At 60.6% G+C, this 16013-nt stretch carries 13 protein-coding genes; 10 read left to right on the plus strand and 3 right to left on the minus strand.

Annotation, left to right across the window (positions count from 1 at the left end; genetic code table 11):
• The first annotated feature begins 35 nt into the window (after nucleotides 1-35).
• The 10 genes from JN524_RS06885 to JN524_RS06930 all read left to right on the plus strand — a co-directional run bounded on the left by JN524_RS06885 (nucleotide 36) and on the right by JN524_RS06930 (nucleotide 14168).
• The gene (locus JN524_RS06885; RefSeq protein WP_202368902.1) at nucleotides 36-437 is read left to right on the plus strand and encodes an ACT domain-containing protein; all 402 of its coding nucleotides are present in this window, start codon (nucleotides 36-38) and stop codon (nucleotides 435-437) included.
• A 6-nt stretch (nucleotides 438-443) separates the two neighbouring features.
• Nucleotides 444-1046 carry a LysE/ArgO family amino acid transporter gene (locus tag JN524_RS06890; protein ID WP_202368903.1) on the plus strand — a complete coding sequence of 201 codons (603 nt, stop codon included), beginning with the start codon at nucleotides 444-446 and terminating at the stop codon, nucleotides 1044-1046.
• A gap of 176 nt (nucleotides 1047-1222) precedes the next feature.
• Nucleotides 1223-1819: a superoxide dismutase gene (locus JN524_RS06895; RefSeq protein WP_003227660.1), complete on the plus strand. Its 597-nt coding sequence runs from the start codon at nucleotides 1223-1225 to the stop codon at nucleotides 1817-1819.
• Nucleotides 1820-2140: 321 nt separating this feature from the next.
• Complete coding sequence (locus JN524_RS06900; RefSeq protein WP_007964026.1) at nucleotides 2141-4192, plus strand: putative bifunctional diguanylate cyclase/phosphodiesterase; 2052 nt, start codon at nucleotides 2141-2143, stop codon at nucleotides 4190-4192.
• Between the two features lie 237 nt (nucleotides 4193-4429).
• Nucleotides 4430-5773 (plus strand): imelysin family protein, encoded by a 1344-nt coding sequence (locus JN524_RS06905; RefSeq protein ID WP_202368904.1) that lies wholly within the window; start codon nucleotides 4430-4432, stop codon nucleotides 5771-5773.
• A gap of 287 nt (nucleotides 5774-6060) precedes the next feature.
• Nucleotides 6061-7488: a di-heme oxidoreductase family protein gene (locus tag JN524_RS06910; RefSeq protein ID WP_202368905.1), complete on the plus strand. Its 1428-nt coding sequence runs from the start codon at nucleotides 6061-6063 to the stop codon at nucleotides 7486-7488.
• Between the two features lie 26 nt (nucleotides 7489-7514).
• Nucleotides 7515-8579: an imelysin family protein gene (locus JN524_RS06915; RefSeq protein WP_202368906.1), complete on the plus strand. Its 1065-nt coding sequence runs from the start codon at nucleotides 7515-7517 to the stop codon at nucleotides 8577-8579.
• 14 nt (nucleotides 8580-8593) lie between these two features.
• Nucleotides 8594-9694, plus strand: coding sequence for a DUF1513 domain-containing protein (locus tag JN524_RS06920; protein WP_202368907.1), 1101 nt, complete (start codon nucleotides 8594-8596; stop codon nucleotides 9692-9694).
• A 282-nt stretch (nucleotides 9695-9976) separates the two neighbouring features.
• On the plus strand, nucleotides 9977-11125 hold the full coding sequence (locus JN524_RS06925; RefSeq protein ID WP_202368908.1) for an efflux RND transporter periplasmic adaptor subunit: 1149 nt from the start codon (nucleotides 9977-9979) through the stop codon (nucleotides 11123-11125).
• Between the two features lie 13 nt (nucleotides 11126-11138).
• Complete coding sequence (locus JN524_RS06930) at nucleotides 11139-14168, plus strand: multidrug efflux RND transporter permease subunit (protein WP_202368909.1); 3030 nt, start codon at nucleotides 11139-11141, stop codon at nucleotides 14166-14168.
• Between the two features lie 223 nt (nucleotides 14169-14391).
• Here JN524_RS06930 and JN524_RS06935 read toward each other — a convergent pair whose 3' ends face one another.
• The 3 genes from JN524_RS06935 to JN524_RS06945 are packed head-to-tail and all read right to left on the minus strand — an operon-like array spanning nucleotide 14392 to nucleotide 16008.
• Nucleotides 14392-14619 (minus strand): hypothetical protein, encoded by a 228-nt coding sequence (locus JN524_RS06935; protein ID WP_025111684.1) that lies wholly within the window; start codon nucleotides 14617-14619, stop codon nucleotides 14392-14394.
• A gap of 2 nt (nucleotides 14620-14621) precedes the next feature.
• The gene (locus tag JN524_RS06940) at nucleotides 14622-15335 is read right to left on the minus strand and encodes a lipopolysaccharide kinase InaA family protein (protein ID WP_202368910.1); all 714 of its coding nucleotides are present in this window, start codon (nucleotides 15333-15335) and stop codon (nucleotides 14622-14624) included.
• A 4-nt stretch (nucleotides 15336-15339) separates the two neighbouring features.
• A complete protein-coding gene (locus JN524_RS06945; RefSeq protein ID WP_202368911.1) occupies nucleotides 15340-16008 on the minus strand; it encodes a class I SAM-dependent methyltransferase in 669 nt (222 codons plus the stop codon).
• Nucleotides 16009-16013: the final 5 nt, after the last annotated feature.

The following is a 16013-nucleotide window of genomic DNA, read 5'->3' on the forward strand; positions in this document are numbered from 1 at the left end:
TAGCCAGCAAGCACTCTTTATCAAGGAACACGGCAATGGCTGGCGAAACCTCACTCTCAACTCTGCTGCGCAGCATGAGCCCGCAGCTCAATGCCGGCGAATACGTGTTCTGCACCCTGCGTGACGGCCAGTTGCCGAGCGGTGTGGAGATTGTCGGCAGTTTCCGCGAGCAGGAAGGCCTGACCGTGATCCTCGAACGCAGTCAAGCCGAACGCGCCGGGTTCGCTTTCGATTATGTGGCGGCGTGGATCACCCTCAACGTGCATTCGGCACTGGAAGCAGTCGGCCTCACCGCTGCGTTCGCCAGTGCATTGGGCAAGGCCGGGATCAGTTGCAACGTGATCGCCGGTTATTACCACGATCATTTGTTTGTCGGTCAGGCCGACGCCGAACGCGCCATGCACGTGCTGCGCGATCTCGCAGCCAACGCGGAGTAACTCTTTATGTGGCAAAGCTATGTGAACGGCCTACTGGTGGCCTTGGGGCTGATCATGGCGATCGGCACCCAGAACGCTTTTGTGCTGGCGCAGAGTCTGCGCCGTGAACATCACCTGCCGGTGGCGGCGCTGTGTGTCGCCTGCGATGCGCTGCTGGTGGCGGCCGGGGTGTTTGGCTTGGCCACCGTGCTGGCGCAGAACCCGACATTGCTCGCGGTGGCACGCTGGGGCGGCGCCGTTTTTCTGATCTGGTACGGCAGCCAGGCGTTGCGCCGGGCGTTCTCGAAACAGAGTCTGGATCAGGGTGAAAACCACACCGTACGCTCGTTGCGCGCGGTGATGCTCAGCGCGCTGGCGGTGACGCTGCTCAACCCGCACGTTTATCTCGATACGGTGCTGTTGATCGGTTCTCTCGGCGCACAGCAGTCGGTGCCGGGCGCTTATGTAGTGGGCGCTGCCAGTGCCTCGCTGCTATGGTTTTTCACCCTCGCCCTCGGTGCCGCATGGCTCGCGCCGTGGCTGGCTCGGCCGAGTACCTGGCGGATTCTCGATCTTCTGGTGGCAGTGATGATGTTCACGGTGGCAGGGCAATTGATATTGGCGCAGTGATTTATTCCAAACAGCTCTGGAACCTCTATCCCACACAGTTGTTGCGTGGTTAAGCCTTGACCCCGGTGCTATGATCCGAACCCTGCGCCGCAAAGAGTAAAAACTCGTCGGTGCATTTCTGGCCGCCCGTGATCGGCCTTGCGCTCACCGCAACAGACCTGATTAGGAGAATCATCATGGCTTTCGAATTGCCGCCGCTGCCTTACGCACACGATGCCCTGCAGCCGCACATTTCCAAGGAAACCCTGGAATTTCACCACGACAAGCACCACAACACCTATGTCGTGAACCTGAACAACCTGGTGCCAGGCACCGAGTTCGAAGGCAAGACCCTGGAAGAGATCGTCAAGACTTCCTCGGGCGGCATCTTCAACAACGCCGCTCAGGTCTGGAACCACACTTTCTACTGGAACTGCCTGGCGCCAAACGCCGGCGGTCAACCAACCGGCGCGCTGGCTGAAGCCATCAACGCGGCTTTCGGTTCGTTCGACAAGTTCAAGGAAGAGTTCAGCAAAACCTCGATCGGCACCTTCGGTTCCGGCTGGGGCTGGCTGGTGAAAAAGGCTGACGGTTCCCTGGCCCTGGCCAGCACCATCGGCGCCGGCAACCCGCTGACCAGCGGCGACACCCCGCTGCTGACCTGCGACGTCTGGGAACACGCTTACTACATCGACTACCGCAACCTGCGTCCGAAGTACGTTGAAGCGTTCTGGAACCTGGTCAACTGGAAGTTCGTTGCCGAGCAGTTCGAAGGCAAAACCTTCACCGCTTAAGCTACGCGCCAGTCAAAAAACCCGGCTACGGCCGGGTTTTTTTATGCCTGCTTTTTTTTCACGATGAACGATGGCTCCGGCCGCTTGCCGGTGCAGCACAGCGGGCTACCATCAAATCAGCGAAAATTTGTTCCAGACTGCTCAAGTTGAGGGCCGAAACTACCGACACAGTACAAATAGAGCTGAGACTCCAGACAGCAGTATTTCGGCCAAGGCCACGGGCAAATGTTCCGAGGCTTGATTGTCCCTTTGACTGCCAACACGGGATTGCCAATACTCATGGCAACTTGACGCTACCCGCACGGAACAAGGAATAACCCTTTGAAGCTGGAACTCAAGAACAGCTTGTCGGTGAAGTTGCTCCGGGTCGTGCTCCTTTCGGCATTGATCGTCGGCGTGGTCTTGAGCTGCGCCCAGATCGTTTTCGATGCCTATAAAACCCGCCAGGCGGTGGCCGGCGACGCCCAGCGTATCCTCGACATGTTCCGCGACCCATCCACTCAGGCGGTCTACAGCCTCGACCGGGAAATGGGCATGCAGGTGATCGAAGGCCTGTTCCAGGACGACGCGGTGCGCCAGGCTTCCATCGGCCATCCCAACGAAGCGATGCTCGCGCAGAAATCCCGTGAGTTGCAGCACTCCAACAGCCGTTGGCTGACTGACCTGATTCTCGGTCAGGAACGCACCTTCACCACTCAATTGGTCGGTCGCGGTCCCTACAGCGAGTATTACGGCGACCTGAGCATCACCCTCGACACCGCCACCTATGGCGAGAGTTTCATCGTCAGTTCGGTGATTATTTTCATTTCCGGCGTGTTGCGCGCCCTGGCCATGGGCCTGGTGTTGTATCTGGTTTATCACTGGCTGCTGACCAAGCCGCTGTCGCGGATCATCGAGCACCTGACCGAAATCAATCCCGATCGCCCCAGCGAGCACAAGATTCCACAGCTCAAGGGTCACGAAAAAAATGAACTCGGCATCTGGATCAACACCGCCAACCAGTTGCTCGAATCGATAGAACGCAACACCCATCTGCGCCACGAAGCGGAAAACAGCCTGCTGCGCATGGCCCAGTACGACTTCCTCACCGGCCTGCCGAACCGCCAGCAATTGCAGCAGCAACTGGACAAGATTCTGGTCGACGCCGGCAAGCTGCAACGCCGGGTCGCAGTGTTGTGCGTGGGGCTGGATGATTTCAAAGGGATCAACGAGCAGTTCAGCTACCAGACCGGCGACCAGTTGCTGCTGGCGCTGGCCGACCGCCTGCGCGCCCACAGCGGTCGCCTCGGCGCCCTCGCCCGGCTGGGTGGCGACCAGTTCGCGCTGGTGCAGGCCGATATCGAACAACCTTATGAAGCGGCAGAGCTGGCGCAGAGCATCCTCGATGATCTGGAAGCGGCGTTCGCCCTCGACCATCAGGAAATCCGTCTGCGCGCGACCATCGGCATCACCCTGTTCCCCGAGGATGGCGACAGCACCGAGAAGCTGTTGCAGAAGGCCGAGCAGACCATGACGCTGGCCAAGACCCGCTCGCGCAATCGCTATCAGTTCTACATCGCCAGCGTCGACAGCGAGATGCGTCGCCGTCGCGAACTGGAAAAAGACCTGCGCGATGCGCTGATTCGCGACCAGTTCTACCTCGTCTATCAGCCGCAGATCAGCTACCGCGATCACCGCGTGGTCGGGGTCGAAGCGCTGATTCGCTGGCAGCACCCGGAACACGGTCTGGTGCCGCCGGACCTGTTCATTCCGCTGGCCGAACAGAACGGCACGATCATCGCCATCGGCGAGTGGGTGCTGGATCAGGCCTGCAAGCAATTGCGCGAATGGCACGATCAGGGCTTTGTCGATCTGCGCATGGCGGTCAATCTGTCCACCGTGCAACTGCACCACGCCGAGTTGCCGCGGGTGGTCAACAACCTGCTGCAGATCTACCGCCTGCCGCCGCGCAGCCTCGAACTGGAAGTCACCGAAACCGGCCTGATGGAAGACATCAGCACCGCCGCCCAACACCTGCTGAGCCTGCGCCGCTCCGGGGCGCTGATCGCCATCGACGACTTCGGCACCGGCTACTCATCGCTGAGTTATCTGAAAAGTCTGCCGCTGGACAAGATCAAGATCGACAAGAGCTTCGTCCAGGATCTGCTGGATGACGACGACGATGCGACCATCGTTCGCGCGATCATCCAACTGGGCAAAAGCCTGGGCATGCAGGTGATCGCCGAAGGCGTGGAAACCGCCGAGCAGGAATCCTACATCATCTCCGAAGGCTGCCACGAAGGTCAGGGCTACCACTACAGCAAGCCACTGCCTGCCCGGGAGCTGGGCGCTTATCTCAAGCAGGCACAACGCAGCAACGCTGCCATTCTCTAGAAGATCAAAGATCGCAGCCTCGTTTCACTCGACAGCTCCTACAGGGATCGCATTCCCCTGTAGGAGCTGTCGAGTGAAACGAGGCTGCGATCTTTTGATCTGCGCCATCACACTGGCGTAAACAAGAAATATTTCCAGCCACAACCCTTTACACATAATGCGAAAGATTTGCATTATGTCGCAGCTTTGCGCACCCCCGCGCCCTGTCCATTCCATTACCGAAGCAGGATGTTCGCCATGATTCGTATGCCTCTGGCTACCGCCAGTCTGCTGGCCATCGCTATTTCCCTCGCCGGTTGCGGCGAAGGCAAAGACAAGGCTGCCGCCCCGGCCGCGCCGACGCCGGCCGCCAGCAGCGCCGCCGCTCCAGCACCTGCCGCTGCCGGTAAAGTCGATGAAGCCGCCGCCAAGGCTGTGGTCGCGCACTACGCCGACATGGTCTTCGCCGTCTACAGCGATGCCGAATCCACTGCGAAAACCCTGCAAACCGCGGTCGACGCGTTCCTCGCCAAACCGAACGCCGACACCCTGAAAGCCGCCAAGGCTGCCTGGGTCGCTGCGCGCGTGCCTTACCTGCAGAGCGAAGTGTTCCGCTTCGGCAACACCATCATCGACGACTGGGAAGGTCAGGTGAACGCCTGGCCGCTGGACGAAGGCCTGATCGACTACGTCGACAAATCCTACGAGCACGCGCTGGGCAACCCGGGCGCCACCGCCAACATCATCGCCAACACTGAAGTGCAGGTCGGCGAAGACAAGGTCGATGTGAAAGACATCACCCCGGAAAAACTCGCCAGCCTCAACGAGCTGGGCGGTTCCGAAGCCAACGTTGCCACTGGCTACCACGCCATCGAATTCCTGCTCTGGGGCCAGGACCTGAACGGCACCGGCCCGGGCGCCGGCAACCGACCTGCGTCGGACTACCTGGAAGGCGCAGGCGCCACTGGCGGTCACAACGATCGTCGCCGTGCGTACCTGAAAGCCGTGACCCAACTGCTGGTCAGCGACCTCGAAGAAATGGTCGGCAACTGGAAGCCGAACGTGGCTGACAACTACCGCGCCACCCTGGAAGCCGAACCGGCTGAAAGCGGCCTGCGCAAAATGCTGTTCGGCATGGGCAGCCTGTCCCTGGGCGAACTGGCGGGCGAGCGCATGAAGGTTTCCCTGGAAGCCAACTCCCCGGAAGACGAACAGGATTGCTTCAGCGATAACACCCACAACTCGCACTTCTACGATGCCAAAGGCATTCGTAACGTGTACCTGGGTGAATACACCCGCACCGACGGCACCAAGCTGACCGGTGCCAGTCTGTCGTCGCTGGTGGCCAAGGCCGACCCGGCTGCCGACAACGCGCTGAAAGCCGATCTGGCCGCTACCGAAGCGAAGATCCAGGTCATGGTCGATCACGCCAACAAGGGTGAGCACTACGACCAGTTGATCGCTGCAGGCAACACCGCCGGCAACCAGATCGTGCGTGACGCTATCGCAGCTCTGGTCAAGCAGACCGGTTCGATCGAAGCCGCTGCCGGCAAGCTGGGCATCAGCGACCTGAACCCGGACAACGCTGATCACGAGTTCTGATCACGCGCGTTCGACTGAAAAAGGCGACCTCCGGGTCGCCTTTTTCATGCCTGCCAAACACATTCCCTTGTAGGAGCTGCCGCAGGCTCGGGCCGCGATCGGACGATCTTTTGATTTTGCTTTTACAGATCAAGATCAAAAGATCGCAGCCTGCGGCAGCTCCTACAGGGGATTTGCATTGGACTTGAGAGTTGCGCCATATCAAGCAAACGATAATTCCTCTTATTCAAACTCACTCGCCCTGTTAGACTTTGCGCCTTTGTTTTCGCCCGTCCGCAGGATGTCTGATGCCCTCGCTGCCGCTTCGCTTGTCCGCACTGTTTCTGGCCCTGGGCCTGAGTGCCTGCGATGACGCCCCGCGTTTTACCAAGGCTGAGCCCGGTGAAGCGCGTTCGGGCGGGGCGGCGACCGTGCGCAAGACCGATCAGAACGCATTCTCGCTACCTTCGGCCAATCTGCCGCCGTCGCGTCGGGTCGACTTCAGTGTCGGCAACAGCTTTTTCCGCAGTCCGTGGGTGATCGCCCCGTCAACCACCACCGCCCGCGATGGCCTCGGCCCGCTGTTCAACACCAACGCCTGCCAGAACTGCCACATCAAGGATGGTCGTGGACATCCGCCAACGCCGGATGCGGCGAACGCGGTGTCGATGCTGGTGCGTCTGTCGATCCCTGATTCACCGGCCTATGCCAAAGTCATCGAGCAAGTCGGCGTGGTGCCGGAGCCGGTCTACGGCGGCCAGTTCCAGGACATGGCCGTGCCCGGGGTCACACCCGAAGGCAAGGTGCGCGTCGAGTACACGCCGGTGCCGATCCGCTTCAAGGACGGCACCGAAGTGGAGCTGCGCAAACCGGTTCTGCAATTCACTCAGTTGGGCTACGGCCCGATGCACCCGGACACGCGTTTCTCGGCCCGGGTCGCGCCGCCGATGATCGGCCTCGGCCTGCTCGAAGCCATTCCCGAAGAAGCGATCCTCGCCAACGCCGCCGCGCAGGCCAAAGAGAACAACGGCATTAAGGGTCGCGTAAATCGGGTCTGGGACGATGAGTTACAGAAAACCGTGGCCGGCCGTTTTGGCTGGAAAGCCGGACAACCGAATCTCAATCAGCAGAATGTCCACGCGTTTTCCGGAGACATGGGCCTGACCACCAGCCTGAGACCCTTCGATGACTGCACCGACGCGCAAACCGCGTGCAAGCAGGCGCCGAACGGCAATGGCCCGGACGGCGAGCCGGAAGTCAGCGACAACATCCTGCGTCTGGTGCTGTTCTACACACGCAACCTCGCAGTGCCAGCACGTCGTGGCGTCAACGACGAACAAGTGCTGGCCGGCAAGAACCTGTTCTTCCAGGCTGGCTGCCAGTCCTGCCACACGCCCAAATACACCACCGCCGCCAACGCCGCCGAACCTGAACTGGCCAATCAAGTGATTCGCCCGTATAGCGATCTGCTGCTGCACGACATGGGCGACGGTCTGGCCGACAACCGTACGGAATTCCAGGCCTCCGGCCGCGACTGGCGCACTCCGCCATTGTGGGGGATCGGTCTGACGCAGGCAGTCAGTGGTCACACTCAGTTTCTGCATGACGGCCGCGCCCGCAACCTGCTCGAAGCCGTGCTCTGGCATGGCGGCGAAGCGGAGAAGGCGCAGCAACAGGTTTTGTCTTTCAACGCCGAGCAGCGTGCCGCGCTGCTGGCGTTCTTGAACTCACTTTAAACACTTAAAAGAATCGGGAGCCCGACATGTTCCGTCCCAAGTTGTTGTTCACCAGCCTTGCCGCACTCGCCCTCGGCGCCTGCTCGCCGCAGGACCAGCAAGCGGTCACGTCGGCGGCCATCGCCAAATCGGTGATCCTGCCGACTTACACCCGTTGGGTCGAAGCCGACAAGCAACTGGCGGTCAGCGCCCTCGCCTACTGCCAAGGCAAGGAAACCCTGGAAACCGCTCGCGCCGACTTCCTGCACGCGCAGAAAGCCTGGGCCGAGCTGCAACCGCTGCTGATCGGCCCATTGGCCGAGGGCAACCGTTCGTGGCAGGTGCAGTTCTGGCCGGACAAGAAAAACCTCGTCGGCCGTCAGGTCGAGCAACTGGTGATCGCCCAGCCGCAGATCGACGCCGCCGCACTGGCCAAATCCAGCGTGGTGGTGCAGGGCCTGTCGGCTTACGAATACATCCTGTTCGATGAAAAACCGGACGTCGCCAACGCTGAGCAGAAAGCCAAGTATTGCCCACTGCTGATCGCCATCGGCGAGCGTCAGAAACAACTGGCCGAAGAGATTCTGCAGAGCTGGAACAACACCGACGGCATGCTCGCGCAAATGAGCAAATTCCCCAACCAGCGCTATGCCGACTCCCACGAAGCGATCGCCGATCTGCTGCGTGTGCAGGTCACCGCCCTCGACACCCTGAAGAAAAAACTCGGCACGCCGATGGGCCGTCAGAGCAAAGGCGTGCCGCAGCCGTTCCAGGCTGATGCCTGGCGCAGCCAGTCGTCGCTGACCGCGCTGGAAGCCAGCCTCGCTGCAGCCAAAACCGTCTGGGAAGGCGTCGACAACAAAGGCCTGCGCGGTCTGCTGCCGGCCGAGCAGAAACCGTTGGCGGACAAGATCGACGCCGCTTACGCCGCGTCGCTGAAACTGTTCGACAGCAGCCAGCGCTCGCTGACCGAAATGCTCCAGGACGACGCCGGTCGTCAACAACTCAACGATCTCTACGACAGCCTCAACGTCGTCCATCGCCTGCACGAAGGCGAACTGGCCAAGGCGCTGGGCATCCAACTGGGCTTCAACGCCAACGACGGTGACTGATGAGGGCAAGTGCCATGCTGCGACGCCAGGCTCTGACTTTAGGTAGTTTGCTGCTGGGAGCAGTGACACTGGGCGGCTGGACGCTGTTCAAGCGCAAGGATCAGAGCCCGCTGTTGCTCTCGGCGCGCGATGACACCGACGGCAAGCATTACGCCGTCGGTTATCGGCTGGACGGTACGCGAGTGTTCGCCACCGAGGTCGGCCAGCGCTGCCACGACATCATCAACCACCCGACGCTGCCGATCGCGCTGTTCGTCGCCCGCCGCCCGGGCACCGAGAGCTACCTGATCGACCTGCGCGACGGGACGTTGCTGCAAACCGTGACGTCGCAGCCGAACCGGCATTTCTACGGCCACGCCGTGGTGCACAAGGACGGCGAATACCTGTACGCCACCGAGAACGACACCACTGATCCGGGGCGTGGCCTGCTTGGGGTGTACAAGTTCGAAGGCGAGCGGCTGGTGCACAGCGGCGAGATTTCCACCCATGGCCTCGGCCCGCATCAGGTGTCGTGGATGCCCGATGGCGAAACCCTGGTGGTGGCCAACGGCGGGATCCGCACCGAGGCCGAAAGCCGCGTCGACATGAACCTCAACGCCATGGAACCGAGCCTGGTGCTGATGCAGCGCGACGGTACCCTGCTGAGCAAGGAAACCCTTTCCCAGCAGATGAACAGCGTGCGTCACTTGGGCATCGCCAGCGACGGCACCATCGTCGCCGGTCAGCAGTTCATGGGCGCCTCGCATGAGCGCTCCGAGCTGTTGGCGATCAAGCGTCCGGGCCAGCCCTTCGTGGCATTCCCGGTGCCAGAGCATCAGTTGCAGTCGATGGGGCATTACACCGCCAGCGTCGCAGTGCACAGCGAACTGCGGCTGGTGGCGCTGACCGCGCCGCGCGGCAATCGCTTCTTCATCTGGGACCTGGACAGCGGCGAAGTGCGCCTCGACGCGCCGCTGCCCGATTGCGCCGGTGTTGGTGCGGTGCAGGACGGTTTCGTCGTGACCTCGGGTCAGGGCCGCTGCCGCTACTACGATTGCCGCCAGGATGAGCTGCTGGCCAAACCGCTGGAATTGCCGGCGGGGCTCTGGGATAACCATCTGCACCTGATCGCATAACCCACCTGTTCTGAGTACGACTCATAACCTGTGGCGAGGGGATTTATCCCCGATCGGCTGCGCAGCAGTCGCAAAACCATCGCACACGGTTCAATTGACAGACCGCGGTTTCAGGTTTTGGGGCGGCTTCGCCACCCATCGGGGATGAATCCCCTCACCACAGGTTCAGTGTTTAGACTTCCTCACTCCGTCCTCACTGTAATAACTGCCAGTTGGAATCCCCCCTGTACTCGGAGTAATGTGCCCGCCTGTCTCACCTGATTTATCCAAGGAACTGGAAATATGCTGCGTCGCCGCATGCTGATCATGTTGGGTGTTGTCTTGCTGGTCGTCCTGGTATTGGGCGGGTACAAAGCCTTTTCGATCTACACCATGATCCAGGGCTTCTCCAAACCAAAACCGCCGATCAGCGTCGCCGTGGCCCGCGCCAGCGAAAAGCCGTGGCAGATGCGTTTGCCCACCGTCGGCTCGCTGAAGGCCTTGCAAGGCGTCGAGCTGAGTCTGGAAGTCGCCGGCACCGTCACCGAACTCAAATTCGAATCCGGACAGAAGGTCAAGGCCGGGCAGCCACTGCTGCAACTCGACAGCGCGGTCGAAACCGCCCTGCTGGAAACCGCCAAGGCTGACCTGGGACTGGCGCAACTGGATTTCGGTCGCGGCAGCCAACTGGTCGACAGCCGCGCGATCTCCAAAGGCGAGTACGACCGGCTCTCCGCCGTGTTGCAAAAGAACAAGGCCACGGTCAATCAGCTCAACGCCTCGCTGGCGAAAAAACGCATCCTTGCGCCGTTCAGCGGCACCATCGGCATCCGTCAGGTGGATGTCGGCGACTACCTCGCCAGTGGCACCAAAATCGCCACCCTGCAGGATCTGAGCAGCCTCTACGCCGATTTCTATGTGCCGGAGCAATCGGTGCCAAAACTGGCCATCGGGCAACCGGTGCAGATCGGTGTCGCAGCCTATCCCGGACAGAACTTCCCCGGCGCCATCAGCGCGATCAACCCGATTGTCGAGAGCACCACGCGCAATATTCTGGTGCGCGCGACCCTGGCCAACCCCGACGGCAAATTGCTGCCGGGGATGTTCGCCAGCCTCAACGTGTTGCTGCCTGACCCGCAGAAACACATCGTGGTGCCGGAAAGCGCGATCACCTACACCCTCTACGGCAACTCGCTGTACGTGGTCGGGCAGAAAAAGGCCGAGGACGGCAGCGTCGAAAAAGACGACAAGGGCCAGCCGGTACTGATCGCCGAGCGCCGTTTCATCGAGACCGGTGAGCGCCGCGATGGCCTGGTGATGATCAACAAGGGCGTGCAGAGCGGCGAACAAGTGGTGACTGCCGGCCAGATCAAACTGGACAACGGCGCACACATTGCCATCAGCGACGACAAGACCCTCGGCGAGCAGAACAGTCCGCCTCGCGCCGACTGATCAAGGAACCCCCATGGCTTTTACCGATCCGTTCATCCGCCGCCCGGTGCTCGCCACCGTGGTCAGCCTGCTGATTGTGCTGCTGGGTTTCCAGGCCTGGAGCAAGCTGCCGCTGCGCCAGTACCCGCAAATGGAAAACGCCCTGATCACGGTGACCACCGCCTACCCCGGGGCCAACGCCGAGACCATTCAGGGCTACATCACCCAGCCGATGCAGCAAAGCCTGGCCAGCGCCGAGGGCATCGACTACATGACCTCGGTCAGTCGCCAGAACTTCTCGGTGATCTCGATCTACGCGCGCATCGGTTCCAACACCGACCGTTTGTTCACCGAACTGCTGGCCAAGGCCAACGAGGTCAAGAACAAGCTGCCACAGGACGCCGAAGACCCGGTGCTGAGCAAGGAATCGGCCGACGCCTCGGCGCTGATGTACATCAGTTTCTTCAGCAAGGACTTGAGCAACCCGCAGATCACCGACTACCTGTCGCGGGTGATCCAGCCGAAACTGGCGACCCTGCCGGGCATGGCCGAGGCGGAGATTCTCGGCAATCAGGTATTCGCCATGCGCCTGTGGCTCGACCCGGTGAAGCTCGCCGGTTTCGGCCTCAGCGCCAGCGACGTGACCAACGCGGTGCGCCAGTACAACTTCCTCTCCGCCGCTGGCGAGGTGAAGGGCGAGTACGTGGTCACCAGCATCAACGCCAACACCGAACTGAAGTCCGCCGAAGCCTTCGCGGCGATTCCGCTCATGGTCAGTGGCGACAGCCGCGTACTGCTCAGCGATGTCGCGCGGGTCGAGATGGGCGCGGAAAACTACGATTCGATCAGCTCGTTCGGTGGCACGCCGTCGGTGTATATCGGCATCAAGGCCACGCCCGGGGCCAACCCGCTGGACGTGATCCGCGAAGTACGCAAGCTGATGCCGGAGCTGGAAGCGCAATTGCCGCCCAACCTCAAAAGCGAGATTGCCTACGACGCCACCCAGTTCATCCAGGCCTCGATCGACGAAGTGGTGAAAACCCTGTTCGAAGCGGTGCTGATCGTGATTGTGGTGGTGTTCCTGTTCCTCGGCGCGTTGCGCTCGGTGGTGATCCCGGTGGTGACCATCCCGCTGTCGATGATCGGCGTGATGTTCTTCATGCAGATGATGGGCTACTCGATCAACCTGCTGACCCTGTTGGCGATGGTGCTGGCCATCGGTCTGGTGGTGGATGACGCGATTGTGGTGGTGGAGAACATTCACCGACACATCGAGGAAGGCAAGACGCCGCTGGAGGCCGCGCTGGAAGGTGCGCGGGAAATCGCCATGCCGGTGGTGTCGATGACCATCACTCTGGCGGCGGTGTATGCGCCGATCGGCTTCCTCACTGGACTGACCGGGGCCTTGTTCAAGGAGTTCGCCCTGACCCTGGCCGGCGCCGTGGTGATCTCCGGGATCGTTGCCCTGACCCTGTCGCCGATGATGTGCGCCCTGCTGTTGCGCCACGAAGAAAACCCCAGTGGCCTGGCGCACCGCCTCGACCGCATTTTCGACAGCCTCAAACGCCGCTACCAGAGCATGCTCCACGGCACACTGAATACGCGGCCGGTGGTGCTGGTGTTCGCGGTGATCGTGCTGTGCCTGATCCCGGTGTTTCTCAAGTTCACCAAGTCGGAACTGGCACCGGATGAGGATCAGGGCATCATCTTCATGATGGCCACGGCCCCCCAGCCGACCAACCTCGATTACCTGAGCACTTACACCGACGAATTCATCAAGATCTTCAAGGAGTTTCCGGAGTACTACTCCTCGTTCCAGATCAACGGCTACAACGGCGTGCAGGCGGGCATCGGCGGCTTCCTGCTCAAGCCATGGAACGAGCGCAGCCGCACGCAGATGCAGATCCTGCCCGAGGTGCAAGGCAAACTGGCGAGTATCCCCGGCCTGCAGATTTTCGGTTTCAACCTGCCCTCCTTGCCCGGCACCGGTGAAGGTTTGCCGTTCGAATTCGTGGTCAATACCGCCAACGACTACGAATTGCTGCTGCAAGTGGCCGACCGGATCAAGAAACGCGCCATGGAGTCCGGCAAGTTCGCCTTCGTCGACCTCGATCTAGCGTTCGACAAGCCGGAAGTGGTGGTCGATATCGACCGTGCCAAAGCCGCGCAGATGGGCGTGTCGATGCAGGACCTCGGTGGAACCCTGGCGACGCTGCTGGGTGAGGCGGAAATCAACCGTTTCACCATCGAAGGCCGCAGTTACAAAGTGATTGCCCAGGTCGAGCGACCGTACCGCGAAAACCCCGGCTGGCTGAACAACTACTACGTGAAGAACACCCAGGGCGAGCTGCTGCCGCTGTCGACCCTGATCAAGGTCAGCGACCGGGCGCGACCGCGCCAGCTCAACCAGTTCCAGCAACTCAACGCGGCGAAGATTTCCGGATTCCCACTGGTCAGCATGGGCGAAGCCATCGACACCGTGCTGCAGATCGCCCGGGAGGAAGCGCCAGCCGGGTTTGCCTTCGACTATGGCGGCGCCTCGCGCCAGTACGTGCAGGAAGGCAGCGCTCTGTGGGTAACCTTCGCCCTGGCGCTGGCGATCATTTTCCTGGTGCTGGCGGCGCAGTTCGAGAGCTTCCGTGATCCGCTGGTGATTCTGGTGACGGTGCCGCTGTCGATCTGCGGTGCGTTGATTCCGCTGTTCCTTGGCTGGTCGAGCATGAACATCTACACCCAGGTCGGACTGGTAACCCTGATCGGGCTGATCAGCAAGCACGGGATCCTGATCGTCGAATTCGCCAACCAATTGCGCAAGGACAAGGGCCTGACCGCGCGCGAAGCGGTCGAGGAAGCCGCGGCGATTCGTTTGCGCCCGGTATTGATGACCACGGCGGCGATGGTGTTCGGCATGGTGCCGTTGATTCTGGCGACCGGCGCGGGCGCCGTGAGCCGGTTCGATATCGGGATGGTGATTGCCACGGGGATGTCGATCGGCACGTTGTTCACGCTGTTCGTGCTGCCATGCATCTACACGCTGCTGGCAAAGCCCGATCCCAAATCATGACCCTGTCCCTGTCCCTGTCCCTGTCCCTGTCCCTGTCCCTGTCCCTGTCCCTGTCCCTGTCCCTGTCCCTGTAGGAGCTGCCGAAGGCTGCGATCTTTTGATTTTGTTTTTAAAAGCCAAGATCAAAAGATCGCAGCCTTCGGCAGCTCCTACAGAGGGATTTCGTTGATTCATAAAAAAAGGCCTCGCATCTGCGAGGCCTTTCATTTTGGCTTCAATCGGTTCAACTCTGTGGCCTCATCCCTTGAGAAAGTCCGAACATGAACAACAACAGATCATGGTCAGGTTTAGTCGCCACGGAGGCTTTCGCCACCCGTGGTACTGCGCAGTGAGCATCGCCTGTGGTAGCACCGATCACCTGCATGCGGGGCTGCTCCCAGGCCGCCACCGCCAATGAAGCAACTGCCAAGGCTCCAACCAAAAACAAACCTCGTGCAATTTCGAGTTTCATCGCTATAAACCTTTGATAGCGCTGCCAAACGCCGTCTCATAAAAGTAGACGAGTTTTTTCCAGTCCGTGTCGCTGAACGACGAATGGCGACGCAATTGCTTCATGTCATGGGCGGCCGCGCGATAAGCAGTCAGGCGCTGGCGGCATTTCTCCAGATCGATCAATGCCACTTCGACCTGGGCCGAATCACCTTCGCCGGTCACCCGTACAAAAACGTGTTTGATATAGATGCAGCTGTGCTGCCAACGGCCCTTGTGCATGCGCGCGAGGTTTTCGGCCAGGTCTTTGAGGACGCGCTCGTAAACGGCTTCGCCATATTGGGCACGGCCGCCGGCAGCTTCCCACTTCTCCAGTTCGTCGAAACCGTCCAGCGACTTGGTCACCAGCAGCGCACGCCACTTGTATTGCGGATCCGGCTGCGCGCCGCAGAAGACGATTTGCGGGACGCGTACACCGAGGCGGCTGACACCGGTCAGGGCATCCAGCTCTCGCAAGACTGTCGGCCGGCCGAAAGGATGCAGCCAACTGCGATAGATATGTCCGGTCTGGCGCTTGGCATACAGCAACTGGCCGTCGCGGCCCACGACTCGTTGCACACCACTTTCCCCGCCACGGCGCACGTTGGGTTCTTCCACCCATTCACCGCGCTGGTTCCAGTAGTAGTCGAAGCGATCCTGGGGAGCGACTTCCGTTTCTGCTGCTATTTGCACCGCCATCCTGTTACCTCTTGCGTAATACGTAAACCCGCCACATGGCATAGAGCGGAATGAAGTCCAGTTGTTCCTGAATGCGAAAACCTGCGTCTTCGAACTCTTTTTCTACTGTCACAGCCGGTAACACAAACCGGTTCTGGTAACCTTCCTGCCCACGCCGCTGTTCGGCGCGCTTGCGTTTCCAGGCCTTGAAATTACCGTCTACCCACAACGAAATGATGACGCTGTCACGGGTGACACGCTCGAATTCGCGCAAAATCGTCCGCCGATGTTCGGCTTCACCGATGTGATGCAGCAAACGCATGCAGAAAATGCTGTCGACGGCGTTATCCGGCAAGGCAATGTCGAACGCTGACGTGTGCAAAGGTTGTACCCGTTTCACCACATCAGCCGGTTGCGCCTGCATCGCGGTCTTGATCATAGACTCGGAATTGTCCGCGCCAATGATCACCCGATTGGGTTTTTCCGCCAGCAACGGCCAGAAACGCCCTGCACCACACGGCAGATCCAGAACCAGCCCCGGCTCGCCCGCCAGCGTCAACGCCTTGCGGGCCAGTTGCTCGTCCCGCCAATGTGACAACCGACGACCTAAACCGTCCTGGTGCTTGCGCAAATATTTTTGTGCATGCTGGTCATCATACTTTTCGGAAAAATCGAGCTTGATCGGTCTGCTCATTTTCA

The organism is Pseudomonas sp. MWU318 (genome assembly GCF_016756945.1).
Lineage (GTDB): Bacteria > Pseudomonadota > Gammaproteobacteria > Pseudomonadales > Pseudomonadaceae > Aquipseudomonas > Aquipseudomonas putida_A.

Bases quoted from the DNA above. Each gene is read 5' to 3' on its own strand.
- JN524_RS06885 (WP_202368902.1), top strand. From the start codon at position 36: ATGGCTGGCGAAACCTCACTCTCAACTCTGCTGCGCAGCATGAGCCCG.
- JN524_RS06890 (WP_202368903.1), top strand. From the start codon at position 444: ATGTGGCAAAGCTATGTGAACGGCCTACTGGTGGCCTTGGGGCTGATC.
- JN524_RS06895 (WP_003227660.1), top strand. From the start codon at position 1,223: ATGGCTTTCGAATTGCCGCCGCTGCCTTACGCACACGATGCCCTGCAG.
- JN524_RS06905 (WP_202368904.1), top strand. From the start codon at position 4,430: ATGATTCGTATGCCTCTGGCTACCGCCAGTCTGCTGGCCATCGCTATT.
- JN524_RS06910 (WP_202368905.1), top strand. From the start codon at position 6,061: ATGCCCTCGCTGCCGCTTCGCTTGTCCGCACTGTTTCTGGCCCTGGGC.
- JN524_RS06915 (WP_202368906.1), top strand. From the start codon at position 7,515: ATGTTCCGTCCCAAGTTGTTGTTCACCAGCCTTGCCGCACTCGCCCTC.
- JN524_RS06920 (WP_202368907.1), top strand. From the start codon at position 8,594: ATGCTGCGACGCCAGGCTCTGACTTTAGGTAGTTTGCTGCTGGGAGCA.
- JN524_RS06925 (WP_202368908.1), top strand. From the start codon at position 9,977: ATGCTGCGTCGCCGCATGCTGATCATGTTGGGTGTTGTCTTGCTGGTC.
- JN524_RS06930 (WP_202368909.1), top strand. From the start codon at position 11,139: ATGGCTTTTACCGATCCGTTCATCCGCCGCCCGGTGCTCGCCACCGTG.
- JN524_RS06935 (WP_025111684.1), bottom strand. From the start codon at position 14,619: ATGAAACTCGAAATTGCACGAGGTTTGTTTTTGGTTGGAGCCTTGGCA.
- JN524_RS06940 (WP_202368910.1), bottom strand. From the start codon at position 15,335: ATGGCGGTGCAAATAGCAGCAGAAACGGAAGTCGCTCCCCAGGATCGC.
- JN524_RS06945 (WP_202368911.1), bottom strand. From the start codon at position 16,008: ATGAGCAGACCGATCAAGCTCGATTTTTCCGAAAAGTATGATGACCAG.